This window comes from Rhizobium sp. GR12 (assembly GCF_036596185.1).
Taxonomy (GTDB): Bacteria; Pseudomonadota; Alphaproteobacteria; order Rhizobiales; family Rhizobiaceae; genus Agrobacterium; species Agrobacterium nepotum.
In genome coordinates this window covers 363,809-386,528 of record NZ_JASXTH010000003.1, presented here as the reverse complement: position 1 = coordinate 386,528, position 22,720 = coordinate 363,809, and the positions used below count along the sequence as shown (strand labels likewise).

Sequence of the window (22,720 nt, the reverse complement as noted above, 5' to 3'; positions counted from 1 at the left end):
TAATGTCCGGACGCCTCGCAGCTATGTCCGAAATCGCTGGCGATATTCTCCAGGCGTCAAGCCAACAATCCGAAAGAAGATCTTGCGAAACGCGCCCGAATCCGAATAGCCGACCTCAAAGGCGATGCGGTCGACCGGAAAGTCGCCGAACTGCAAAAGCTCTTGGGCCTTGGCCACCCGAAGGCGCTGAGCGTAGTCGGTCGCTGTCATACCTGTGGCTTTCTGAAAGCGACGAAGAAAGGTGCGTTCTTCCAGCCCTGCCTGTTCCGCCAGGATCGCAAGCCGTGCGTCGTTGCCTCCATTTGCCTGAAGAAAATGCTGTGCTTTGACGATGGCTGCGTCCCCATGCGTCATCCGTGGGGCGAATCCGCTGTAATAGCGTTGCTCGCGCCCCGGTGGATCGACCAGCAGCATCCGAGCGGTCTGCGCCATCACCACAGGACCGAGAAAACGCTCCACCAGCTTCAAACCGAGATCGGTCCACGCCATCAGCCCGCCCACCGAGATGATATCGCCACCGTCGATAATCAGCCGATCGGTATCAAGCACCACATCGGGGAAACGGTAGCGGAAGGCGTCGGCAGAGCCCCAGTGAGTTGTGACTGCCCTGCCGGTGAGAAGTCCGGTTTCCGCCAGAAGAAAGGCCCCGGCGCAGACGGAAGCCAGTACAGAACCTTCGCCATGGCGTGCGCGCAGCCAGCGCGCGAGTGGAGCGGCGACGTCCGCTGATATTGGCGGCTCCAGCGAGGGCGGCAGGATCAGCACGTCGCAAGGGGTTGTGCCTTCCTCGGCTGCATCGGGAGCGCTGTCGAACGCAACGACGGGCTCCGCTTTGACCCCGACCTGCAGATGCCGCACGTGCAGGCGCGCGGATGCGTGCTCTGAGCCGTCAGCCGTCCGACAGGCCACCTTGAACAGGTCGGTCAGGCCCAGGGCGGCAGAAAGCTGCGCACCCGGATATAGCACGATACCGATTTTTACGTCCGTCATGTGGCGATATTGCCTCTAATTCTGTCGATTACGCCAATGGTGAGACCATGGCGCAAGGCGATACTCAAAGCAAGCAATCCGAAACCACGAAAGGAAAGTCTATGTCCAACCGCGCCATTCTCGTCGTCGACCTGCAGAATGAATATTGGCCATCAGGCAATTTCGCTCTGCATGGGATCGAGGCCGCCGCAGCCAACGCCGCACGCGTCATCGATCAGGCTCGCGCTGAAGGAGACCTTGTCGTCCACATCCGCCATGAAATGTCTGGGGGGCCGCTCTTCATCCCCGGTCGCACAGGGGCAGAGATCAACGATACGGTGCGCCCGGCGCCCGGCGAGTCGGTCATCACCAAGAACTTCCCGAACTCTTTCCGGAATACGGGATTAAGCGGTCTGCTTAGCGAAAAAGGCATCGAGCAGGTCGTGATCGTCGGTGCGATGAGCCATATGTGCGTCGATGCGACGGTACGTGCGGCCAATGATCTCGGCTATAAAACCACGACGATCCACGATGCCTGCGCCACGCGTGATCTGGACTTCGAAGGCATTACCACGCCGGCAGCCCAGGTGCATGCGGCGTTAATGGCGGCGCTGGCCTTCGCCTATGGCGAAGTGATTTCCACCGACGCCTTCCTCGCTCGCTAACACCCCTGTTCAGGAGACAGAAATTCATGACCACGCGCAGAGAACTGTTCACATTTTCCAGCGCTGCACTTGTCGCAGGCGCCTTTCCGGCAGGTGCGCAGGATGCAGCCGCGCCACAAGGCAGCGTAAGGATCACCCAGATACGCAATGCAACGCTCCAGATAGTCTATGGCGGCGTTCGCTTCCTTGTCGATCCGATGCTTTCGGATCGTCATGCCTGGCCGGGCTTTGAAGGCTCGGTAAACAGCGAAGAGCGCAATCCCCTCGTGCATCTTCCTATGACGAAAGAAGAAATCATCGACGTGGATGCGGTGATCATCACCCATCTACACGAAGACCATTGGGATGAGGAGGCACGAAAGGTCCTGCCGAAGGCCTTGCCGATTTTTGCGCAGAATGACGCGGATGCTGCAACCATCCGGGGTCAGGGTTTCTCCGACGTGCGTGTGCTTTCGGACACCTCCAGCTTCAATGGCGTGCAGCTTATCAAGACGAACGGTCGCCACGGGACCGAAGCGCACTACGCCAGGATTGGCAGTGTTCTTGGTCAGGCGTGCGGAGTCGTGTTCAAGCAGGCCGGTGCAAAGACCATCTACCTCGCCGGCGATACGATCTGGCAAGAGGATGTTGCGGCTGCTTTAAATGTTCACCGACCAGACGTGGCGATTCTGAACACCGGCTACGCAATGGTCGTCGGAATCGAGGGCGGCATCATTATGGGAACGCGGGATGTGCATGCGGTACACCGGGCGGCCCCTGAAGCCCTCCTGATCTGTTGCCATATGGAAGCGGTGAACCACTGCACTGTCAGCCGGGCTGACCTTCGGACGTTCGCTCGTGTCAACGGTTTCGCCGACAGGCTGCGAACTCCGGGCGATGGTGAGACAGTTGTCGTCTGAGCCGAACCTCGCCGGGCGTGTGGACAGGATGCCTGCACGTCACGCGCCAGATGACAAATGGACATCTTCCATAAGCCGCCGGTGCTTAACGTGCGACCGAATTCGTTCGCCGCACGGGCCGCCGCGGTCGAGGCTCGCAATGTTGGTTGAGGGATCGCGCCTGAATGTGGTCTCAGCGCTGGTCGCCGTTCTCGACAGCGGCCGGCTCCACGACCGGGTTTGCGGGAGTAACGTGATCTTCGGAGATGCTCAGATCCCGTTCTCCCCAGATCGACGATTTCTGGGTACTGGGTTTCAGCTTCCGGGACTGCCTGATTTCAACGATAAACGATTTTGTCTGATGACGCATTTCTCCTCCAGGCGACGAATCGCGGTGTGACTTTATCAATGGACGTTGACGTCTCATCCCAAGCGCTCTGAAAAGACCTTTGCCCGAAGCTTGTGCTGCTCTGAAAGCAGATCCTTTTCGGACTCGTTCCGAGGTGTTGAGATCGCAATGATATCCATGAATTTCCCCATTGTTTGTGTTCGTGGGAAATCAGCACATCTCAGGACCGGGTGGCAGTTGTTGAATCCTACAAATCCGCGTTTTGATGAGTCGCGCGCGCTCGGCCTCACCGTGGCACGCACAGTGGCGTTTCGATAACCTCTCCCCATGTGCAATTAACCCTAGAACAAACTGGGATCAGTCCCGTGCGGGTATCATGTTAAGCTACGGAAAAATATAGGGAAAGGTAGTTTCCATCCCACTGGTTATGGGCCGCAGACGTTAACCCGTTAAGGCTTTGTTAACCCTAACTGGCTGGACGTGCGGACAGAATCATGTTGTATCTTTGGCGGGCAATGGTCGGCAAACCGAATGCTGCCCGCCAAGGGGGCGATATGGCGATAGCGAAACAAGCAGAAACCACGAGTGGTCAGAAGGAAGACGCGGGCGGCAAGATCATGCGCCATGCGGGCCTTCTGTCGCAGCAGTTACAGCAGCTTCGCACCCGTATGTATCCTCCGATATCGGAAAAGAGCCTTCGACCGTTCCTGACGAACGAAGTCTCCAAGCTGACCTCCATACCCGATTCTACTCTGAAGCTCATGTCGAGCGAAGGGCGCGGCCCCATCCCCGGGCGGCTGGAAAATAATCATCGCCTCTATACGCTCGCCCAGATAAACGAATTGCGCGAGCTTTTTGCTGCCCAGAAGCCAACCGAAGCGCTGAGGTTTCTGCCACGGAGACGCGAAGGCGAGCATCTGCAGGTCCTGGCCATCGCCAACTTCAAGGGCGGCAGCGCCAAGACAACAACCTGTGTCCATCTTGCGCATTACCTCGCCTTGCAGGGATACCGCGTTCTTGCTCTGGACCTTGATCCGCAGGCATCGTTGTCCGCCCTGTTTGGCGCCCAGCCCGAATTCGACGTCGGTGCAAACGAAACGATCTACGCGGCTCTTCGATATGACGATGCAGAACGTCGACCGATCCGTGACATCATCCGCAAGACCTACTTCGATGGGATAGATCTGATCCCCGGCAACCTCGAAGTCATGGAGTATGAACACGAGACGCCACGGGTGCTCGCACAGAAATCCGGTTCAGGGGCGATCTTCTTCGAGCGACTGAAACTCGTTCTTTCGGAAGTCGACCAAGACTATGATATCGTTATTCTCGATACGCCTCCGTCACTTGGGTTCCTGACGCTCAGCGCAATTTATGCTGCAACCAGCATGATTATCACCGTACATCCGGCAATGCTTGACGTAGCCTCCATGAGCCAGTTCCTGTTGATGATGGGCGATCTGATCAGCGTCCTGAACGAGAGCGGTGCGCAACTCGACCAGGATTTCATACGCTATCTTATCACCCGCCACGATCCGAACGACGCGCCGCAATCGCAGGTCGTCGCGATGATGCGGCATCTGTTTGGAACAGACGTCCTGCTCCCGACCCTGATCGAAAGCACGGCGGTTGAGGCGGCCGGGCTTGCCAAGCGGTCGATTTACGAGCTCGAAATGGGCCAGATTGGACGTGATACCCATAAGCGCGCCCGGGAAGCCGTCGACGCCGTCAATGAGGCGATACTAAAACTGATCAACAATAGCTGGGGGCGCTCATGACCAAGTCATCGCGCAAGTCAATTGTAGCGAGTTTTGGCCTGTTGTCGGCGGAACTCGAAAACAGGCTGTCAACTGATGAGACCGCAGCTCCGCAACAGCCGGCACCTTCGGCACGTGTCGGTGCCGGGGTCATCGGCGCTGCACACAGGGCCATCGACGATATCAAATCCGAGCGTGATCGCCTGAAAGCGCTTGTGGAATCGGGTGGCGGCGCGATCAGGGAGCTCGACCCGTCAAAAATCGATCCATCCCCCTTCCCGGATCGTCTTCCCGACGACGGTGCTGGAGATTTCGAAGCCTTCCGTAACTCCATAAGATCGGAGGGTCAAAAGGTCCCGATCCAGGTCCGCAAGTCGCCCTCGTCCCCCGATCGCTATCAGGTTGTCTACGGACACCGTCGTCTGCAGGCCGCAAAGGAGCTCGGCATCCCGGTCCGGGCGATCGAAGTCGAAATCTCCGACGTCGAGCTCGTCATTGCGCAGGGTATTGAAAATGCCGATCGCCAGGACCTGACCTGGATCGAGCGGGCCCTTTTTGCGCGCCGGATGGATGAGGCCGGGATAAAGCCTCGCGATATCTATGCTGCCCTGTCCATCGATGATGCTGAACTTGCCAGGATGAGGGCGGTCTATCGCACCGTGCCATCGGACCTCATTGAGGCGATTGGACGCGCGCCAAAGGTGGGGCGTCCAAGATGGGCCGAATTTGCCAAGGCTTTCTCCGGAAAGTCCGGAGCGGTGGACGATCTTCACGACGTGCTGTCACAGGCACAGGCTGCGGAAAAGCGGATGAATTCCGATCAGAGGTTTCTGGCTGTTTTGGACGCCCTGAAGCCGAAGGCTTCGTCGAGAATGCCGGCTCGGGTGATCGTAGACAGTGAAGGTCAACGGGTGGGCAACTATGTCGCTTCTTCGAAGGACATTCGCATTTCCGCCGAAACGGCGGCTGGAGCAGAATTCCTGAAGTTTATCGAAGCTGAACTGCCCGCCCTTGCGGAACGGTTCACGCGTGAAAGATCAAAACGTTAGACCGGAGCAAAAGGACAGCTTCGGAACATTTGCAAGGAAGGGAACGAGCAAAAGAAAAAGGCCCCCTGGACGTTGCCGTCATGGAAGCCCTTCTCGATGTGTGACAACTAGAGAATCGCATTTCCATGAATCCCAGTCAAGAGTGTTTGGCACCGTTTTGGTGAGTGTTCTTCTTTTGCCTTTTTGAAGAGGCAGGATGATGGAAGATGGACAGGTGACGACGCCCTTTGGGCGGCGGCCGGTGACGCTTGCGCTTGTGAGGCGGCAGGTTGCCACCACCAGGATCAAACAGGGCGCGTCAGCCGACAAATGGAAGGTCTTCCGGGACACTTCGGAAGCAAGAGAGGTATTGGGGCTGCACGACCGCAGTCTGGCCGTGCTTGATGCACTTCTGAGCTTTTATCCTGAGAACGAACTTCGCCAGGATGCTCAGCTGGTGGTCTTTCCGTCAAACATTCAGCTCTCGATCCGCGCGCATGGTATTGCAGGCGCCACGTTGCGCCGTCACCTGGCATTGCTGGTCGAAGCGGGGCTTATCGTTCGCAGAGACAGTGCAAACGGCAAGAGATATGCCCGAAAGGACAGTGGCGGGTCGATCGAGCATGCTTTCGGATTTGATATTTCGCCGCTTCTGATGCGAGCCGAGGAGCTTGCATGTCTTGCTCAGCAGGTAGCTGCAGATAGAATTGCCTTTCGTAGAGCCAGGGAGAACCTCACAATCAGCAGGCGGGACATTCGCAAGCTTGTTACAGCAGCAGTGGAGGAAGGCGCACCTGGCGATTGGGATCAGATTGAGCAGCGATATCTGGAGCTCGTAAGACGCATACCCCGCACACCGAGCCTTCGGGATCTCCAGATACTGGGGAGAGAAATGGCCGATCTGCAGCAAGATATCATCAAGCTGCTGAATTCTGATGATTTTACGTCAAAAATGACTACCAATGATGCCCAGATTGAGCGTCACATACAGAATTCAAATACCAACCACCCTAATGAACTTGAACCTAGCTCCGGAAAAGAGCTGGAGGCGAAGCCGGGGCTGGAAAAGCAGGCCGTGCACCCGCCGATAAAGGCGTTTCCCATAAGTCTTGTGTTGCGGGCCTGCCCTGAAATTTCAAACTACGGGCCTGAAGGACAAATTCGAAACTGGCGCGAGCTGATGACAGCGGCGGTGGTCGTGCGATCAATGCTGGGCGTAAGCCCTTCCGCGTATCAGGAGGCCTGCGAAATGATGGGACCTGAAAATGCGGCAGTGACAATTGCCTGCATCCTGGAGCGCGGCGGACATATCAACTCGCCGGGTGGGTATCTCAGGGACCTGACCAACCGGGCAAGCCGAGGAGAGTTCTCACTTGGCCCGGTACTCATGGCTTTGCTGCGCGCGGCGGGTCAACCTGCGAAAGCCACGGGATGAGACTGATTATCCACATCAGTCCGCGACGCAACGGTCGGTCTTTTCCAGCGGCTTTGTCGTAAAAAGAAGCTCAACTGGCCGCGCTTGTCGGCAGCGAATGGCACTGGCGGGATCACAGAGAGCCCTGGTACATGACAGGGGCCGGTTCAGCTGGGGGCGAAATGACACTGCAAGAACGCTAGATGACCGTAATTGGGCCAAAGCAGCCCAATCAGAACTCCTGTTTCTCCATTCCGTCTTAGCAGGTGGAAGGGCTCAGGTGCTAGTCACTAGGGCTCCAAGCGGTCAGAAAGGGCGAAAATCAGAGACCGCCTTCTTCCCTTTGTTGGGCGAAAAGGGTCGAAGCGTTTGAAGCCATCACTCGCGCAGAGGCCCACTGGTAACCACTTGAGTCTGAAATCACAATCAAAGTTTGTTCTTTGAGTTGGCCAAATATGCAGCTTCGAGCCGACAGTGCCGTTCTAAGCGCAAGGGCTCGAAGGCATCGAAGAGACCCGCCACCATCGACCGCGATGGCAGGTCGTCGTGGCGAATTTACTGCGCTGAAACTCGCTCCGGCCGGAAGGTGGCGAGCATGGGATGCTCCGCCCCCGTCGCCATTTCAAAGGCAAGCAGTTCACCCACGATCAGACCCAGCGTTGCGCCGCTGTGGCTGAATGCGACGTAATAGCCGGGAATGTCTCTCAGACCACCAAGGACCGGCTCTCCATCGCCCGGGATTGGTTTGCCGCCGACACCAATGGAAGCAACCTCAAGCTCCGGGTTGCCTTCGAGCACTCTGGACGCCTCCTCAAGCAGTGAGCGCACGACCGAATTGTCGATTACATACCCGCCGTCGGGGCCAATCTTCACCCCCTCGTCCGCCGCCCAGTCGGCGTCAATGGATAACGCTCCGCCGGGGGCCGGTCGAACCGCAACCCGCGGAGTGTTCAGAACTGCCCGGAGAGGATGGGTAAGTGGCTTGGTCTGAACAAGAAGCGCGACCGGTGTCCCGTCGCTGATTGTCGTGCCACTTTCGGCAACCATCTTCGGCACGTCCGGGCCGGTTGCGAGCAAAACCGCATCTGCGGCCATGCGCATTCCCGACGCTGTCTCGGCGCCGATCGCGCGCCCTTTCTCTATGAGAATCCTGGCTTTTCCCTGGTCGGTTACAAGAGTACCTCCGAGCGTCGAAAACTCGCTCAGCAGTTGATTGATCAGGTGTGGAAGGTCAACCCAGCCCTCACCCGCATTGAAGATCGCCCCAGACGACGGAATTGTGCGAGCGTCAACGCCGGGTGTCACATTTTGGACCTCGCCAGCGGTCAGATGAGTGGCGTCATATCCGATCGAGGTCTCATAATCGAAAGCCTGCTCAATCTCGTTGCCCTCCCCTTCTGCATCCCAGGTAAGGCCCCCATCAAAGCGGAGCCAACGGGCATCCGGGTAGCGTGTGGCGAGCGTCCGATACCGGTCGATGCCTGCCACGCGAAGAAGATGGTAAGGCAGAGAGCGCATCCTGGCGGAGTTCAGCCAGGAAAGGGAACGTCCCGAAGCGCCGTTAGCCGGTGGGCCGTCATTTATTATCGTCACGTTCACGCCGCGCCGGACGAGGTGCAATCCCGTGGACACCCCGAAAATTCCAGCACCGATGATGACCGCGGAGGTAATGATATTTTTTCTCATGCTTGTCTCTCTCAATTCGTTCGCGTGCTTGTTAGAAAGGATCAGGGAGTTTCCCAGCGGCCGCTTGTCGCCGAGCGAACAAGCGCGTCGATCACCTTCATATTGGCGATGGCATCATCCAGGCCCGCCGAAAGCGGCTCTCCCGTCAGAACGGCAGAAGCAAAGGCGTCGGCCTGCTCGCGATACTGGTCGACCGGATCGACAGCGATCAACTCGCGACCACGACCAGAAAGATCGCAACCGTCGTCCACGACGATCACGGTCGCCACATCTGCCGGCGCGTTAAAAGGTATCGGTATTTCAATACGACCCCGGGTACCGAGGACCGTCACCTTCTGGGTCAGGGCAAGCTGTGTTGAGCAGGTGAAGACAAGTTGCCTGCCATGGGGGAACCCGAGCATCCCGCTCGTCAGCCGGTCCGTGCCGAAGACGGGATCGCGCTCCATAAGAGCGATCGCCTGCAACGGTTCTGCATCGAAGAGGAAGCGCGCCGTGTTGATGGCATAACACCCGACATCGAACAGACCCCCGCCACCGATATCAGCCTGGTTGCGCACATTCCCGGGATCGTCGAGATAGTAGGAAAAGATCGTCTGGATGGCCCTGACCTCGCCGAGGCGCCCCTCGGCGATCACCGCGCGTGCTTTCTTCCATTGCGGATGGTGACGCACCATGAAGGCTTCTGCGACCGGCAGGCCCGCGGCCTTTTGTGCCACTGCCAGTTCCATCGCCTGCGCGGCATCAAGTGCAATCGGCTTCTCGCAGAGCACGGGTTTGCCTTGCTCCAGCGCCTTGATCGTCAGGGGCACATGGAGATGATTGGGCAGAGGATTGTAGATTGCGTCGATTTCCGGATCGGCAAGCAGTTCCTCGTAGCTGCCATAGGCCCTGGCGATGCCGAAGCGGGCCGCCATCTCCTTCGCCCTGCCGGCATCGCGCGAGGCAATTGCCACAACGCGCCCCAGACGGCTGGACTGGATGGCGGGGATGACCGCCCTGGCAGCAATGTCCGCGCAGCCAAGCACGCCCCATCTTATTGTCTGTGTCATTGTTATTCTCCTTGGCATTGAGCTCAGAGTACTTCCGCGAGGAAACGCTGGAGCCGCGGGCTTTGCGGTTTATCGAAAACGGCCTCCGGGGTACCCGCCTCAACGACACGCCCCTCGTCCATGAACACGACCTGGTCAGCCACACGGCGGGCAAAGCCCATTTCGTGCGTCACGACAATCATCGTCATGCCCTGTTTGCCCAGATCAGCCATGAGGTTGAGGACACCCTTTACCAGTTCGGGGTCGAGTGCACTTGTCACCTCGTCGAACAGAATGACCTCAGGCTCCATGGCGAGAGCGCGGGCAATCGCAACGCGCTGCTGCTGTCCGCCTGAAAGGCCGCCTGGACGATGATGCTGGCGGCTTGCCAGACCGACGTCGGCGAGCCGCGCTCTGGCAATCCGTTCGGCTTCCGCCCTTGGCATCCCCTTGATCTTCGTCAGCGACAACATGACGTTTTCAAGCGCAGTATGATCGGGAAAGAGGTTGAAGTGCTGAAAAACCATGCCGACGCGACGGCGCAAACGCTCCGGCCTGATCGTGAGAATGCTCTGCCCGTCGACGAGGATGTCGCCGCTTTTTGGCTCGACCAACCGGTTAAGGCAGCGCAACAACGTCGACTTTCCCGACCCAGACGGGCCGATGATGCAGGTGACGCTGCCAGCCTTGACCGACAGATCAACCCCCTTCAGCACGTCCAGTTCACCGTAGGCCATGGCGAGTTGCCGAACGTCGACGCTTCCACCGGTAAACGCTGGCTGGGACGAACGCGTGGCGCTATCGAGTTCGCTGACCTCCTCAAGACCACTGGTGATTGTCGTCGGACGCTGTTTGCCGACGCGCAGGCGAAAGTCGATGGTGTTGACAACGTGTGTCAGCGGGACCGTAACGACAAGATAGAAGATGCCCGCCAGCAAAAGTGGCGAGAGATTACCTGTCACAACGGCCTGATCCTGACCAACGCGAAAGATCTCGCGCTCCGAGGCAAGCAGGCCCAGGAAGTAGACGAGGCTGGAATCTTTCACGTTGCCGATGAACTGGTTGACGAGCGCCGGCAGCACGCGGCGAACCCCCTGAGGCACCACGATCAGCCGCATCCCCTGCCCGTAGCTCATGCTGAGCGCGCGGCATGCCTCCATTTGCCCACGTTCGACGCTCTGAATGCCAGACCGGAAGATCTCGCCAATATAGGCACCGGCAATCAGGCTGAGCGCAAGAATCCCGAGCGGATAAGGCGACGGGCCGAAGAGTTCACGTCCGACGCGGGCAAAACCCTGACCGATCAGAAGGATGGTCACAATCGCCGGAAGTCCTCTGAATATATCTGTGTAGACACGGGCAGGAATGCGCAGCCATGGCGAGCGCGATATGCCCATGATGGCAAGTATCATGCCGATCACGACACCAAGTATGGTCGATGTGGCGGCGAGGATCAGCGTATTTTTCAATCCAACCGTAATCATGGTCGGCAGCACTTCAGCCATCGCATTCCAGTCAAGGAAGCTGCGACGCAAGTTCTCAAGCCAGTTCATCTGATATTCCCTTGCAAGAAGAAAAGCCGGTCCGACCCTGATGAGCCGGACCGGAAGCTGGCATCACTGCCTGGGAAGATATGCGTCCGGCATCGGCGTGCCCGGGAACCATTTTTCGTGCAGTTTTTTCCAGGTACCGTCCTGCATCGCGGCATGCAGCTCCTTGTTCAGAGCCGCCCGCAGGGCATCATTGCCCTTGCGGATGACGAAGCCCGCAGGTGCATCGAAGCTCGGAATGTTGACGGCAACTTTTAGCACCGGGTAACGGGCGGAATAGTCCTTCGCCGCCTCATAATCGAGGAAGTGGGCGTCAATCGTGCCGTTGTTGAGCGCTGATACCGCCGAATTGTTGTCCGGGAATTTCACGAGGGCTGCATCTTTAAAGTTCTTCTGGGCATAAATCTCCTGCAGGGTACCCTGCACGACGCCAAGACGCCTGTCCTTTAGGTCCGCCGCACCCTTGATGTTCTCCTCCGGCGTCAACACGGTAAGGTAACCGGCAAGATAGCCATCGGAAAAGTCGACGGCCTCCTTGCGCTTCGCGGTCGTACCGATGGCAGCAGCGGCAATGTCAAAACGGCTGTTGGCAACGGACGGCATGAGGGCGGCAAACTCCTGACCGGTAAAAATAACCTGGTCCTTTTTGAAGCCCAGGCGCCCGGCGATGTTCAGGAAAAGCTCGATATCGAAGCCGGTAAAATTGCCGTCGGCTGTGGTGAAAGCGTAAGGTTTGGCATCACCCATCGTACCGACGCTGATTGTGCCAGGATCGATCAGACCATAGGGATTTTCTGCAGCACGGGCCGGCAAGGTACTTGTCGAGAGACCGACCGCAAGGCCAAGAAGCGCGGCGCGAATTCTGGTGAAGGGTAACGATACTGCGTCTGGAAATGTCATTGTTCATTCTCCTCTGGTGTTGTTGTCTGCGATTTTTTCAAACCACACGGGTCCCATCCGGACAGCGGTGCAAACCACTCATCCGGCCCATGCGATCACATGCTGGGTATTACTCATTTTATTATGAGACCGGTCTCTTTATTGAATGAGACCGGTCTCTTTGATTTCAGTCAATTGTTATCTTCGCATTTGCCACTCGTCAATATCTCTTGTAAGGCTAGTTTCATGGACCAGAATTCAGTTCAAAACGGCTCTGTCACCGTCGCCGATGTAGCTCGAAAGGCAGGGGTCTCGAAAGCGACTGCCGCGCGTGTGCTCGGTGGATACGGAACGGTAAGCGAGCGCGTCCGTGAAATCGTAACCGAGGCTGCGAGAGCCCTCGACTACCGACCCAATGAGCTTGCCCGCAGCATGACGACGGGACGCTCGGGGACGATTGGCGTCGTGGTCGGCGATATCGAAAACCCGTTCTTCAGTCTTGCGGTGAGGGGCATTACGGATGTCGCAAGGAAAGCCGGTTTCACCGTCATTCTGACCAATTCCGGCGAAGACGTCGCCGCTGAAAAAGCCGCAGTCCGTACGCTGCTTGCCAAGCGAGTAGACGGCCTGATTGTTTCCCCAGCCAAGGATAGCGATGCAGAGCATCTTCGGGAGGTTGCGCGATCCGGGCGCCCCCTCGCCTTGCTTGATCGTGGCGTCGAAGCATTCGACGTTGACACCGTGATTGCCGACGACAGGCACGCAGCAGAAGGCATCACGCGCCAGCTCATCGCTCTGGGTCACCGCCGCATAGCGTATCTGACGGCCTGCGATACGCCCGACCATGTTTTCCGATCACCAGGCGATATCAGCACGGGCTCGGTACGTCGACGTGTCGAAGGTTATCTTGATATCTGTCGCGAGGCAGGCCTTACGGAGATGGACTCCTGGGTTAAGATGGGAGCTGCAACACCGGAAACGACCCGCCAGATGGTGACGGCAATGCTTAAGGCAAAGTATCGCCCGACCGCAATCATTGCTTCGGACAGTGTTATCGGCCTTGAGGTATTCAAGACGACAAGGGCTATCGGCCTGTCCATTCCAACTGACCTCTCGCTCGTTTCCTTTCATGACGCCGACTGGACTGCCGTTACCTCTCCGGCAGTCACGGTGGTGCGCCAACCGGTCTATCAACTTGGTGAAACGGCCGCAAACCTGATCGTTGAACGGCTTAACGGGCTTGATGCCCCGGCCCGCCGGGTGATCCTTCAAACGGACGTGGTTCAGCGTGCTTCAATAGCCGTGGCGCCGGATATTGAATCGTTCTGATTTCCGCTGGTTCCTTACCACGCGGGCTGGCTTTGAACGGGAGAACCGGCAGGATAGCTATCCTGCCTCCTGGGGACATTGCCGGGCGCTGGCGCTGCAGTGCCTATAGGAACCTGTCTGGCGTGTCCGGTCGGTGCTGCGTCCTGACGGTTCGCAACGAAGTGGCGGCGTGGGACTTTGTCTTCCCGAATCGTGTCTGTGGGAGATTCTTTTTTCGTGTGTTGATGCAATCAAAACTAGCGGAGTTCTAAACAGGAGCCGGTTCTCGCGCCTGCATCGTCTTCGCTGCAGGTGCCTGTCTGCGGAGATGTCGGATGTGGGTCTGACGGCACTCTTCCTGGCTGACGGAAGTTGAGTTGTCAGTGTGTGACCTGGGCCTTCGGGGTGCCGCGTTCATCCTGCTGGGCCTTCTCCCTCCCCTCCCCTTTCTGTTTTTTTGTGAACCAGACTTTCCTGTCAGCTGACAGGATTTTGGTGGCGGCTGCGTGACAGGTATTTCCCATCATGGCCCGGTGGTGCACGCTCCTTGGCTGCTCTCCTGAGGAACCCAAAGGGCTGGACGACTGAATGGACGAGCGACGGTGGACAGCGCGCTGAGGGGGTGGAGCCGTTGACCGCAATCCTGTCAGCTGACAGGGTTTTGCCAATTGCTCCAGCGATCGCTGTTTCGTAGCGACGTCAAGCCAGCTGACGCTTCAACGCCTGTTGCGGCCCCCTGCCCCGTATCTCCTGCAAAAAGACACGACAGCGTACGAGAACTGCGATCAGGAAGATGCAGCATACGCCTTTACGCACGGGGGCTCCCCCTATCGGCTGGCACTGCTGTTAATCCGGCGTTGCTGTTGAGAGAGAACTTTAAACCTCCAGGGCGCGCGAATACCGCGATGATCTCTTTCAGATGTGCCGTCAAGGGGCCGGGGAGGTCGTGACTTAAGCTGACGGATGGATCGCGGTCGTCCAATGTACGTGCGCAAGGCGATGCCCAGTCAGGGTTCAATGGCCGCCCAACGTCGACAGAGGCTCGGGCTGACGAAGACGATACCCCAGGCAAGCCCTACCGGAACCGATCCACCTTCGGCAGCAGCGCGCCGGCGGGGGAGGGGCGGGTGGCATTGCCGCCACCTCAACGAGCATTCTGCTATTGCTCAGGCAAAAGGTGGCCGGCGGAGAGGAGGGACATCGCGGTCACTTCGTCTGGAAGAGAAAACGCCTCCGGTCCGGGACAGACAATGATGCCCGATTTCAGCTGGAGATCTGTGCAAGCGAGGTGAAACCCTTTCTCGAATTTAGAAGGCAGACTCCGCTTGATCTCTATTGGCCAGGGTTTCTGGTCTGGAGGGGGCAGCAGGAGGTCGATCCAGACACGGGCCTTGTACGGTAGAAGCTGGCTGCCGTACCTTCGGGCGACGCGGAGGGCAGAGTTTCCATCACGAGATCCTCCCAACTGAAACCACAACCGGATGTTCAGACATTTGTTTGGCGCTTCCAGGTTCGGGACGCGCATGGGCAATGCCGCTGTTGCCTACATAGACTTCTGGTGATGTGACCAGCGGCTTACCAGCATCTGGATCGCCAGGTTTGAGGCAACGTATGAGAAGCAGGTAGACGGGAAGGACGAGATCGGAGGCAACGGTCATTTATCCCAATGGAGCGGGCGAGCCCGGCTGCGTTCAGGAGCCTGACCGGTGGTGTGCCAGCATGGTCCAGAACGGTCTCAGCGGGTGCGCGCGGGACCAGCAGCGGAATATCGGGGTCGAGACAGGTGCGAATGAAAACCTGTCTCCAGCGCATAATCCCACGGTCACTGGGCGCAGTAAACTATCGGGAAAGTCGTCCCGAAGGACCAGGAAAACATCTGGCAGACGGTGAACCTCATCAAGAATGACCAGCCTGTCATCATGACTTGCAGGATAGGGTTCCGGTTCATACGGCCCGGCCCGTTTTGTCTCCGTTGCAGATCGAGATAGATGGAGGGCGCGGTTTTGCCAATATCGATGGCCGGCGAGGTCTTGCCAACCTGACGAGAGCCGAGCAGTGCAGCGGCAGGGTCGTTGGCAATGAAATGCAGGAGTCCGGCTTCAATCTACGTGCAGTTACCGCTGTATTTATGTCGCATTATTCCCGAATTGCGAGGTTGTTTCTGTTTATGTTAACAGCCGCGCAGCCCTGCCGCTTCTTCGCGTGGCGTTGTTATAGTAGCTGGATGCCTGTTGCACTGACCTGTGACGCGACTGCTCCATTGCTTCAGGAAGGGGGACACCACGATTGGCGGCTTCAGTCAGATAGCCCGACCTTAGCCCGTGAGCTGAAATTTCCTTCGAATCCAGCCCGGCCATCTCAGCCCGCTGCTTGATGATGGCATTGACTGACTGTGGATCAAGACCGTGACGCGAGACATTTCCCCATCGTCCGATGGCCCGGAATACGCTTCCGCCGTCGATCCCGGCGGCAACCATCCATGCATTCAGCGCGTCCACAGGACGGCCGGTGAGATAGACGACGTCGTCCTGCTCACCACTGGTCGTCTTGGTGCGGCCAAGATGAATGGCAAGAGAGGGCAGGGGGCCTGCATCCTCCGTCGGGATCGGCGCCTCAGCGACCAGTTGCTGACAGCGCAGGCCGGCGATCTCGCTGCGCCGGCGCCCGCCGGAGGCAAAGGCCACCATCAGGATCGCACGGTCGCGCAGATCGCGCAGGCTTTCCGTAGCGCAGGTTGCCAGCAATTGTGCCAGCACATCGGCGGTGACGGCTTTAGCGCTTTTGCGGCGCCGTGTCCGCGGCGCGGCACGCACGGCAAGCCGGACCGCCGATTTGACTGAAGGAGAGGTAAAGGCACCGTCGAGGCCACGCCATTTCGTCAGCGTCGACCAGGTTGCCAGCCTGCGTCGTACCGTGTCAGGGGCGTGCGGTCCGGTCGCCCGTAGGAACCCCTGTCCGCGAAGATTTTGAGCAACAGTGTCGGGCATGCCATGGTCGGGATCGGAAACGCGCTTCTCGGCGTCCCACAGATGATGGGCGACGAATTTCAGGAGTAGTGCTTCGGGGGCCGGCCAGGGCAGGGACCGTCCGGTCGTCGCCAGTCCCCAGGCTTCAAGGTAGGCGAGATCCGACGTCAGCGCCCTGAGTGTATTGTCGCCCATGCCTTGATTGACGAGATGGCGCAGGGTCTCAACGTCCTGGTCGGTCAGAAGTTCAGCGAGTTCGTCGCGGCGCTCGAGCGGCAGCACGGCGGCAATCGTGTCAAGCTCTTCAGCGCGCCGATCGACAGGGGACTTCTGTAAAGGGGGCATTTTGGGCTCCTGAACCGGTCTCGCAAGGCTTCAAAGGACCGTGGCGAAGGCTACTTTTGCTGATTTGGGCCGCGAAATCAATCTACCATCGATAAGAGATACTTATCGGTGGTTAGGACGCCAACTGGCAGTCATACCATTTGAGGAACACCAACTTTCAGATAGAGTTCCTATAACAAATCATTTACCATAAATTCAATGGCTTACGATCTCGCGAAAATCAGCATGACCGCCCTGATGGAGCCCGCTTTTCGAGCGGGTATCGGACTGGCGCGCCTCGACGAACGGATCGCCCGTTCACCGGTCGGTCAGGGATGGATCGAACGATCTCATTTTGCCGACGCCTGCGCTTCGCTGTGGATCGACGGCGAACTCGTCCATCTCGAAGACCTCGTCCTCCATGATGCCACGCGAGATATTCGCACACCGACCCATGAGCTGACAATCGCCCGCGACGTGCTTCGCACCCGTCGGCGCATCGCTGCGCAGTCGCCAGATTGGGCCTTATCGACAGAGGGTATCCGAACTTTGCGACAGACGTCGGACATCAATCCGGTTGGCGCTGAAGCAGAGAAGCCAGCCGACGACATTCGGCCCGCGGTAGCCATCGATAGGGAAGGGGAAGGGGACGATGGTGATGACGTGGAAAATCTACCTGGCGTCGACTATGCCGCCATCGATGCGCTGCTGGCCCGATCGGAGGCTGCGATCGAAAGCGCAACCCGGCCCGGCCGCGCCAGCGCGGCTGACAGAGACACACTGGTCTATGACCTCGACTGGGACGAGGATGCTCAGCTAGAGGAATGGCGCGGCGTGCTGCGTCAGGCCGAAAACTTGCCGGCGGTGCTGCAGGCGATCGTCGCCCTCGATGCCTGGAACGAGCTTTCGGTCCTGCAGCATGCGCCGTGGCTCGGTCGGCTATTAGCCGCCTCGATCTTGCGCCAGTCCGGCGTCACCACCGGCACCCATCTCGCCGCCATCAACCTCGGACTGAAAACCATTCCCGTCGATCGGCGCCGGCATCGTGATCGGGAGACCCGGTTGCTCGCCATTGCTCACGGCCTGATCGCAGCCGGCGAAATTGGCTTGAAAGAGCATGACCGGCTGACTCTGGCGAAAACGATGATGAACCGCAAGCTGGACGGACGCCGCACGTCGTCAAAACTGCCGGAACTGGTTGAGCTGGTGATGGCCCGTCCCCTTGTATCGGCCGGAATGGTGGCAAAAACGCTGGATGTGACGCCGCAGGCGGCGCGGCGAATTGTTCTGGAGCTCGGCCTCAGGGAGATGACCGGGAGGGGGAGGTTTCGGGCCTGGGGTGTGCTGTAAGCTCGCGAGGTTACAATTCCACGTCGCGTTGTCCATACAACGGTCGTCACGTGAGGTTCACTTGCGATTTGCAGCCGCAATCGGGTTCACCGGAGTATTCGTGGGGCCAGCGAAGGCCGCCATTGTCAGTTGCGCAACTTCCGCTCCATGCCGCGCTATGCGGTCGAAATTTGCCTCCGTTAATCGCGTTAGGTTCGTCGGGTAGTTCAGGCAACTTAGGCAGCCGTCATCACTGAGATATCCGCGAACGGCCTCAGCAGATAAACCAAACTGCCCCGCGGTCGTACCCATTCGAAACAGAAATCCCTTGATCTCATTTCGCCGGATCGCGTTGATGAGCATGCGCGAGCGAAGCGCGCGAATCTGATCGGACGCAATATCGAAAAGCCTGGGCGAGGCGAGCCGACCCGCGACCAAGCCAGGCACCAGAGCCGTTGGCCTACCCAAGGGACCGGAGGCGTCACTACAAATGAGAAGATCACATCCCTTCAATCCGTCAATCGGTTTGAAGAGGGGTTCAAGGGCCATGTTTTCATAGGCCCCGCCATCCCATAGTCGCACGGTCCGAGAGATAGGTTCGATCTTTCTAATGGGTCGCTTGGTGGCCGGGTCGGTCTGCCACCATCCATGCCCCGGCAAAGGAAGCTTCAGTGCGCCGATGACGTATGGAACTGCGGCGGAAGCCGCAATCGCATCTGATAGTTGGACCAACGGTGAATAGTGTGTTCCGAACTGCCAATCGCCCATCGAACCCCGTGTAAAGCGCCAATTCTTCCCTGTCTCGAAGCATGTCGTGTTTATGTGCCAGATCGGCGTCGCCGGGAGATCTGAGAGCAACATTCTGATATCCCAACGTTGCTGCAAAAGGCGCGACAAAATGTGGGAACGAGCTGACAGAATGCGAATATTCTCTCTGAATACCCCCCAGACCCCGAGTGCGCGAAAGCTGAACAGATCGCCTGAAACCAGGCGCGTTCGTAGCGATGGGTAGATGGTCTCAAGATACTGCGCTGATGACGGCCATTGCCCGGCCGCTTCCGAGAAAACCGCCCCGGCAATGAGGCTCCCGCCAGATACAGTCGATATTTGTGAGACCTGCTCAAGCAGATCGAATTCGGCGAGATGTTTCATCACGCCGAGGTGGAATACGGCCGCTCGAAGGCCTCCACCCGAGAGGGCCAGGCCAATACGCAGGTCGGCTGAGATCATCGCACCTCTCCGATCAATATGCTGGTCTCGTTCTCAGCAAGAATGAGCGAAAGGGCCGGCATTCCGTCTAGGTTCAAGATCATTGAGAGATCGGCGATCTGTTTAAGATCGGTCCCGCTTGGGCTAGCCGAAGCGCCACTAGGATGCGAGTGCCACTCTCCGATGTAGCGCGTTTGGCCGCCTGTCCGCGCTTGTGCCTGCTCGATTGCTTGGCGCAGCCGTCGCGTTCCGCGAACGAAACTGGTTGGCAGCCCAACGCTATCGACCGGCGCGGGCAGCGCGTGCGTGATTGCGATCGTCTTGGCACTGTAGTCGATGATCCCCGTTAGCGGCCCGCCCGTTTCGTTCGGTAACGCCAAGGCGCGCCGCTGTTTCAGCTCGAGGCTCAGCAACCGTGGAAGGAGGATCGTCCAGCTGTCGACTGCATGGCGTTCGACTTTAGCTTCGGGGTCGACACAGCTTACACTACCACGATCATCAATCGTCCAGATCTTCACGACAGGTTCGGAAGCCATGATATTGGTCGAGATGCCATGCGCAATCAGCCCGGTCAGGATGGCGACGGAGCTCGCTGGGATTCTGTTGGTCAGCGCCCTGCAAGCACCGGTGTATCGCAATTGGTGGGGGGCGCCCAGATGGTCGGTGAAGACAGGATTGCTAGCGATGGCATGAAGGTAAGATGCCTCCAAGTCTCGGAGGTTTGTCGACCGGTCGCTGGACTCGATCATCAGCACCGCAGACTTACCGTTCGGTGTGAAGAAGGCACAAACTCGTCTCGCCGAGGAAGGGTGATCAGCAAGAAACCGGGATACCGGCACCGATGCAGAAGCGTCAAAGAGGAGCTCTCCATGGGCGAGAGCCTGTTCGAGTTCACCGCTCAGCGTAACGCGGAGGACATTCTCCTGAATGAAGGCAGAATCCGTGTCGGGTCGAATTAGCCGCAAGCGTTTGGAGAGTTTCTCCGCCTTGCCGTGTCCAAGATCGGCGCCGGTTAGCGTGTGCCGGGCGACATTGTGGGGCAAGAGGTCGTCGTCATCAACAATAGTCCACGAGAATAGGCCCTCTCGCGCGAGTGTCTCTGACACCGACGAGCCAAGCGAGCCTGCGCCGATCATAACCATATGGCGTTTGTCTACAGTGGTCTTGCCCGCAATCACGGTTCCGCGCTGAGCATCCAACTCGTAGTGAACCGGCGCGTAGTATACAGGCAGATCCAATCCGGTTAGATTCGGAGCAGTCGACAATCGACGCACAAATTGGATGCCCCTTGCAGCCTCGGACGTATTTCTATCGAGGACGCCCATACGAACGCCGATTTCGCCAGGGCTGGCTTCGCAAATGAACGCCATGGGCATTGTCGCCCCTACAACGCCGGTGTGCGGGTGAACCTGCGGCATCCGCAACAGGATGCAGAAAATCCAGCGATCCTCGCTATCATTCTTGCCAACTGCGTGCCAATCTAGGATCGAGGTCTGAAGTAGTGTGGAGAAATCGACGCCTCTTTCAACCAGCATTTCCGAAAGCTCCAGCAACGTCCTCGGCGCGAACCGAATGCGCCGCATTGCTTGCGGCTCGACATCAACATGCAGAATGTGGACCTGGAGCTGCCCTGATCTCTGACGTGCCTGGTTGGCAGCGCCCACGATCAGGAACCGGAGGCGCGAGTCGCTTGCTACGACGTTCAGCGGCGTACGGTCATTCATCGCCCTTTCGCCATCGGCTGAGACGATAATCTGGTGACCGCCCTCATACGCAAAGAACGGATCATAGGGCTGATCATCGCCATGCAGCTCGCCCTGACTGGCTTTTGCAAACCAGGTTTGAATCCGTAACATTAATTCCGACCCCGTGTAGCCGCTGCGGATGTCGGCCCACGGCCGATCGTCGATACAAAGCGCGCACGGGTGTCCACTCGGCACCAGGTTTTGATGCGGCGTGTCGGGAAAGTCGGGACGCGCCACGAGGACGGCTGGCGCGTGATCGCTTTCGCGGAAAAAACAGACTGATACCGTTTCGACAGGGTTGATGGGGTAGACCGGCCGTTGCGGCAAGTCTACCTGGATGTCGAACGAGACGATCTCAACACCCATTTCATCCATTAACCTACATTCGCGCAACGTGGCGAATCCCGAAGACGCGCCGAAGATGTGGGCGGCCAACGAACGGGCGAGGGGAGTTTTCAGCGCGCTCGCCTCTATTTCGATGCTATTCTCGGGCTGCCACATAGTATTATCCAGCCCGCGTAGGAACAGCGGCTGCTGCACTCGAGATGGACGCGGCTGCGGTCAAGACCACGGCGACACCGGCCGCGGTGATCTTGAGCTTGATCGGCTTCGGGCTCGAACGGGTCGGGGTCTCCATCGTCACCTTGAACTGACCATTCGAATCCTTGACAATCTTTTTGTAGTAGTTGGCCGCCTGACGATGCGGCGGCTGCGCATCCAGGTCTTCTTGGGTGCCTTTTTCCGGGATTGGCCAGCTCGGCGAGACGATGATTTCCTTCTCGCGGGCGAGTTCCTCGAACAGCCATCGGACATCTTCGAAAGGCTCGGTGATATCTTCCCCTTTGACAGACGAAAGAGACTTATACGAGCAATGATGGAAGAGCTTCAGCACATCCCAATGCAGTCGATGTTCGTTACCGTGCTTGCGTGTGGTCTGAACGATTTGCGACAGCGTTTCGTGATTGATGTCTGCACCGAGAAGAGCATAGCTCTCGCTGTTGCCTTCACGAGCGGTCATCTGCACCACGATCGAACCTTCGTTCCGATCCTCAAGTCCCGTATTCGTACGCCAGGCGAAGGGGCTGTGCACAAAAAATTCGCACTGGCCGGCATCGTATTTCGAGAAGCCTGGGACAAGCTCGCCAGCATCGACGATGCAGTGTTGACGTTGCTCGACGGTCAAGTCCCATTCGGCCAGATATTTCGCAAGCTTCTCCGGACGCGAAAAAACCTTGATGCCATAGCCTTCCTTCAGCCGATGGCGGGCTTCCTGACGGATACTCCAGGCATCGCCCTCCAAGTCAGGCTCGGTGATAGCCGTGGCTGGCACCCAGAGTTCATCGATCTTAATGCGGTCTGGGCCCTGGTGAATCCGGGCGTAATCGAACCAGAAGAATTGCGAGGCGCCACAGATGTGATCGTCATCGAGATGGGTAAACGCGACGACTCGGAAAGAATCGCGCCCTGCGTCGTCGAGCTCGTCCCGCAAAGCCTTCGGCAGATCGATACGCTTGTCGGTAGGGTCGCTACCACGCATGTTGGCGTAATCGAGCAAGACAAGATCATCATTGGCAAGTCGAAGAAGGGTTGTATCCGCATTACCGAGAGGAAAAAAGCTCATATAGGCAGGCATAAA

General features: G+C 58.2%; 17 protein-coding genes. 7 read left to right on the top strand and 10 right to left on the bottom strand.

The window, feature by feature from the left end:
• Window positions 1-21: 21 nt before the first annotated feature.
• Window positions 22-990, bottom strand: coding sequence for a GlxA family transcriptional regulator (locus QSK43_RS07665; RefSeq protein ID WP_332302931.1), 969 nt, complete (start codon window positions 988-990; stop codon window positions 22-24).
• Window positions 991-1,091: 101 nt separating this feature from the next.
• On the opposite strand from QSK43_RS07665, the gene QSK43_RS07660 reads away from it, so the two are divergent.
• On the top strand, window positions 1,092-1,634 hold the full coding sequence (locus tag QSK43_RS07660) for a cysteine hydrolase family protein (protein ID WP_332302930.1): 543 nt from the start codon (window positions 1,092-1,094) through the stop codon (window positions 1,632-1,634).
• Between the two features lie 26 nt (window positions 1,635-1,660).
• Window positions 1,661-2,533: an MBL fold metallo-hydrolase gene (locus QSK43_RS07655; RefSeq protein ID WP_332302929.1), complete on the top strand. Its 873-nt coding sequence runs from the start codon at window positions 1,661-1,663 to the stop codon at window positions 2,531-2,533.
• Between the two features lie 172 nt (window positions 2,534-2,705).
• Here the strand turns inward: QSK43_RS07655 and QSK43_RS07650 are convergent, their stop codons facing one another.
• A complete protein-coding gene (locus QSK43_RS07650) occupies window positions 2,706-2,882 on the bottom strand; it encodes a hypothetical protein (protein ID WP_332302928.1) in 177 nt (58 codons plus the stop codon).
• 473 nt (window positions 2,883-3,355) lie between these two features.
• Here QSK43_RS07650 and repA point away from each other — a divergent pair, with 473 nt between their 5' ends.
• The 3 genes from repA (at window position 3,356) to repC (ending at window position 7,081) form a co-directional block, all read left to right on the top strand.
• On the top strand, window positions 3,356-4,639 hold the full coding sequence (repA, locus tag QSK43_RS07645; RefSeq protein WP_332302927.1) for a plasmid partitioning protein RepA: 1,284 nt from the start codon (window positions 3,356-3,358) through the stop codon (window positions 4,637-4,639).
• On the top strand, window positions 4,636-5,667 hold the full coding sequence (gene repB / locus QSK43_RS07640; RefSeq protein ID WP_332302926.1) for a plasmid partitioning protein RepB: 1,032 nt from the start codon (window positions 4,636-4,638) through the stop codon (window positions 5,665-5,667). The genes repA and repB overlap by 4 nt, the downstream gene beginning before the upstream one ends.
• A 199-nt stretch (window positions 5,668-5,866) precedes the next feature.
• On the top strand, window positions 5,867-7,081 hold the full coding sequence (gene repC, locus QSK43_RS07635; RefSeq protein ID WP_332302925.1) for a plasmid replication protein RepC: 1,215 nt from the start codon (window positions 5,867-5,869) through the stop codon (window positions 7,079-7,081).
• A 534-nt stretch (window positions 7,082-7,615) separates the two neighbouring features.
• Here repC and QSK43_RS07630 read toward each other — a convergent pair.
• From QSK43_RS07630 to QSK43_RS07615, 4 genes are all read right to left on the bottom strand, one after another.
• Window positions 7,616-8,746, bottom strand: coding sequence for an NAD(P)/FAD-dependent oxidoreductase (locus tag QSK43_RS07630; protein ID WP_332302924.1), 1,131 nt, complete (start codon window positions 8,744-8,746; stop codon window positions 7,616-7,618).
• Between the two features lie 41 nt (window positions 8,747-8,787).
• Complete coding sequence (locus tag QSK43_RS07625; RefSeq protein ID WP_332302923.1) at window positions 8,788-9,795, bottom strand: Gfo/Idh/MocA family protein; 1,008 nt, start codon at window positions 9,793-9,795, stop codon at window positions 8,788-8,790.
• A 23-nt stretch (window positions 9,796-9,818) separates the two neighbouring features.
• Window positions 9,819-11,327 carry an amino acid ABC transporter permease/ATP-binding protein gene (locus QSK43_RS07620; protein WP_332302922.1) on the bottom strand — a complete coding sequence of 503 codons (1,509 nt, stop codon included), beginning with the start codon at window positions 11,325-11,327 and terminating at the stop codon, window positions 9,819-9,821.
• Between the two features lie 63 nt (window positions 11,328-11,390).
• On the bottom strand, window positions 11,391-12,224 hold the full coding sequence (locus tag QSK43_RS07615; RefSeq protein ID WP_332302921.1) for an ABC transporter substrate-binding protein: 834 nt from the start codon (window positions 12,222-12,224) through the stop codon (window positions 11,391-11,393).
• A 225-nt stretch (window positions 12,225-12,449) separates the two neighbouring features.
• Here QSK43_RS07615 and QSK43_RS07610 point away from each other — a divergent pair, with 225 nt between their 5' ends.
• A complete protein-coding gene (locus tag QSK43_RS07610) occupies window positions 12,450-13,532 on the top strand; it encodes a LacI family DNA-binding transcriptional regulator (protein WP_332302980.1) in 1,083 nt (360 codons plus the stop codon).
• A gap of 2,144 nt (window positions 13,533-15,676) precedes the next feature.
• On the opposite strand, the gene QSK43_RS07605 is transcribed toward QSK43_RS07610, so the two are convergent.
• A complete protein-coding gene (locus QSK43_RS07605; protein WP_332302920.1) occupies window positions 15,677-16,822 on the bottom strand; it encodes a site-specific integrase in 1,146 nt (381 codons plus the stop codon).
• A 198-nt stretch (window positions 16,823-17,020) separates the two neighbouring features.
• Here QSK43_RS07605 and QSK43_RS07600 point away from each other — a divergent pair, with 198 nt between their 5' ends.
• Window positions 17,021-18,151 (top strand): RHE_PE00001 family protein, encoded by a 1,131-nt coding sequence (locus QSK43_RS07600; RefSeq protein WP_332302919.1) that lies wholly within the window; start codon window positions 17,021-17,023, stop codon window positions 18,149-18,151.
• A gap of 57 nt (window positions 18,152-18,208) precedes the next feature.
• Here QSK43_RS07600 and QSK43_RS07595 read toward each other — a convergent pair whose 3' ends face one another.
• The 3 genes from QSK43_RS07595 to QSK43_RS07585 are packed head-to-tail and all read right to left on the bottom strand — an operon-like array spanning window position 18,209 to window position 22,717.
• Window positions 18,209-19,360 (bottom strand): patatin-like phospholipase family protein, encoded by a 1,152-nt coding sequence (locus QSK43_RS07595; protein WP_332302918.1) that lies wholly within the window; start codon window positions 19,358-19,360, stop codon window positions 18,209-18,211.
• Window positions 19,357-21,585 (bottom strand): ThiF family adenylyltransferase, encoded by a 2,229-nt coding sequence (locus tag QSK43_RS07590; protein ID WP_332302917.1) that lies wholly within the window; start codon window positions 21,583-21,585, stop codon window positions 19,357-19,359. The genes QSK43_RS07595 and QSK43_RS07590 overlap by 4 nt, the downstream gene beginning before the upstream one ends.
• Before the next feature lie 4 nt (window positions 21,586-21,589).
• Window positions 21,590-22,717, bottom strand: a complete 1,128-nt coding sequence (locus QSK43_RS07585) for a hypothetical protein (protein WP_332302916.1) — start codon at window positions 22,715-22,717, stop codon at window positions 21,590-21,592.
• Window positions 22,718-22,720: the final 3 nt, after the last annotated feature.

What these genes read in the sequence shown, in the direction of transcription:
- QSK43_RS07665 (WP_332302931.1), bottom strand. Translation starts at nt 990, where the DNA reads ATGACGGACGTAAAAATCGGTATCGTGCTATATCCGGGTGCGCAGCTT.
- QSK43_RS07660 (WP_332302930.1), top strand. Translation starts at nt 1,092, where the DNA reads ATGTCCAACCGCGCCATTCTCGTCGTCGACCTGCAGAATGAATATTGG.
- QSK43_RS07655 (WP_332302929.1), top strand. Translation starts at nt 1,661, where the DNA reads ATGACCACGCGCAGAGAACTGTTCACATTTTCCAGCGCTGCACTTGTC.
- QSK43_RS07650 (WP_332302928.1), bottom strand. Translation starts at nt 2,882, where the DNA reads ATGCGTCATCAGACAAAATCGTTTATCGTTGAAATCAGGCAGTCCCGG.
- repA (WP_332302927.1), top strand. Translation starts at nt 3,356, where the DNA reads ATGTTGTATCTTTGGCGGGCAATGGTCGGCAAACCGAATGCTGCCCGC.
- repB (WP_332302926.1), top strand. Translation starts at nt 4,636, where the DNA reads ATGACCAAGTCATCGCGCAAGTCAATTGTAGCGAGTTTTGGCCTGTTG.
- repC (WP_332302925.1), top strand. Translation starts at nt 5,867, where the DNA reads ATGGAAGATGGACAGGTGACGACGCCCTTTGGGCGGCGGCCGGTGACG.
- QSK43_RS07630 (WP_332302924.1), bottom strand. Translation starts at nt 8,746, where the DNA reads ATGAGAAAAAATATCATTACCTCCGCGGTCATCATCGGTGCTGGAATT.
- QSK43_RS07625 (WP_332302923.1), bottom strand. Translation starts at nt 9,795, where the DNA reads ATGACACAGACAATAAGATGGGGCGTGCTTGGCTGCGCGGACATTGCT.
- QSK43_RS07620 (WP_332302922.1), bottom strand. Translation starts at nt 11,327, where the DNA reads ATGAACTGGCTTGAGAACTTGCGTCGCAGCTTCCTTGACTGGAATGCG.
- QSK43_RS07615 (WP_332302921.1), bottom strand. Translation starts at nt 12,224, where the DNA reads ATGACATTTCCAGACGCAGTATCGTTACCCTTCACCAGAATTCGCGCC.
- QSK43_RS07610 (WP_332302980.1), top strand. Translation starts at nt 12,450, where the DNA reads ATGGACCAGAATTCAGTTCAAAACGGCTCTGTCACCGTCGCCGATGTA.
- QSK43_RS07605 (WP_332302920.1), bottom strand. Translation starts at nt 16,822, where the DNA reads ATGCCCCCTTTACAGAAGTCCCCTGTCGATCGGCGCGCTGAAGAGCTT.
- QSK43_RS07600 (WP_332302919.1), top strand. Translation starts at nt 17,021, where the DNA reads ATGGCTTACGATCTCGCGAAAATCAGCATGACCGCCCTGATGGAGCCC.
- QSK43_RS07595 (WP_332302918.1), bottom strand. Translation starts at nt 19,360, where the DNA reads ATGATCTCAGCCGACCTGCGTATTGGCCTGGCCCTCTCGGGTGGAGGC.
- QSK43_RS07590 (WP_332302917.1), bottom strand. Translation starts at nt 21,585, where the DNA reads ATGTGGCAGCCCGAGAATAGCATCGAAATAGAGGCGAGCGCGCTGAAA.
- QSK43_RS07585 (WP_332302916.1), bottom strand. Translation starts at nt 22,717, where the DNA reads ATGCCTGCCTATATGAGCTTTTTTCCTCTCGGTAATGCGGATACAACC.